This is a genomic window from Aequorivita sp. 609 (assembly GCF_014212065.1).
Taxonomy (GTDB): Bacteria; Bacteroidota; Bacteroidia; order Flavobacteriales; family Flavobacteriaceae; genus Aequorivita; species Aequorivita sinensis.
Genome location: NZ_JACJVM010000008.1, coordinates 1 through 722, shown reverse-complemented (window position 1 = coordinate 722; position 722 = coordinate 1). Strand labels below are relative to the sequence as shown.

Sequence of the window (722 nt, the reverse complement as noted above, 5' to 3'; positions counted from 1 at the left end):
AAAAATTTTTTTAAATACATCCAGGAAACACTGAACTATAATGCTCATAGTGGTATGCAACGTTTTTATTGTAACCCCTTCAAATGATGCAAATCTAGTCACAAAATAACAGCATTGACTATGGCGAAAATGAATTGCTCTTACCCGTTACTTGGTATAGATGAATGGCTATTAGTACAAATTATTTAGAGGCACTTTAGAAGATTCAATCCACAATTACAAAAACAGGACAAATGTTGCTTGAAGTACAAGATGGAATCAGCATTCACATTAGAATTAATAGCAGTGTGATGTACTTCCACTCTTCAGTTTCCATTTAAACTGGTTTTCCATAATAAGGGTAAATTGCATGTTTTTTTTTTGCCTAAAAAGAGCATCAATTGTTTCTACTCTCTTTACTGATATTATATATTATACTATCTGTGATATATACATAATACACTTATAAATAAAACCCGCCAGCAAAGGCACCAACACGCGTGAGAGTGACACACGGCCACTTCAACATTGATCTTAACAGTCTGATCCTCTCTGAAAATACCAAACCTTCTGCCCTTGGTCGGTGTCCCAAACACCATTCAATTTTAGATAGAATTTGCTTTTTCTTGGGCTGATTGTCTTTTCCATGGTGAATCAGTTCTTCGATCAGTAGTAAAGGGAACACCAACACTTTTAATCCACAGATCAGGAGAAAAAAAAAAAAAAAAAACGAGCGATGTGTC

Annotated in this window: 1 protein-coding gene; it reads right to left on the bottom strand. The window is 34.8% G+C overall.

Annotation, left to right across the window (positions count from 1 at the left end; genetic code table 11):
* Window positions 1-442: 442 nt before the first annotated feature.
* Window positions 443-722: hypothetical protein (locus tag H4O20_RS14970; RefSeq protein ID WP_221442736.1), on the bottom strand; the 280-nt coding region annotated here is incomplete at its 5' end.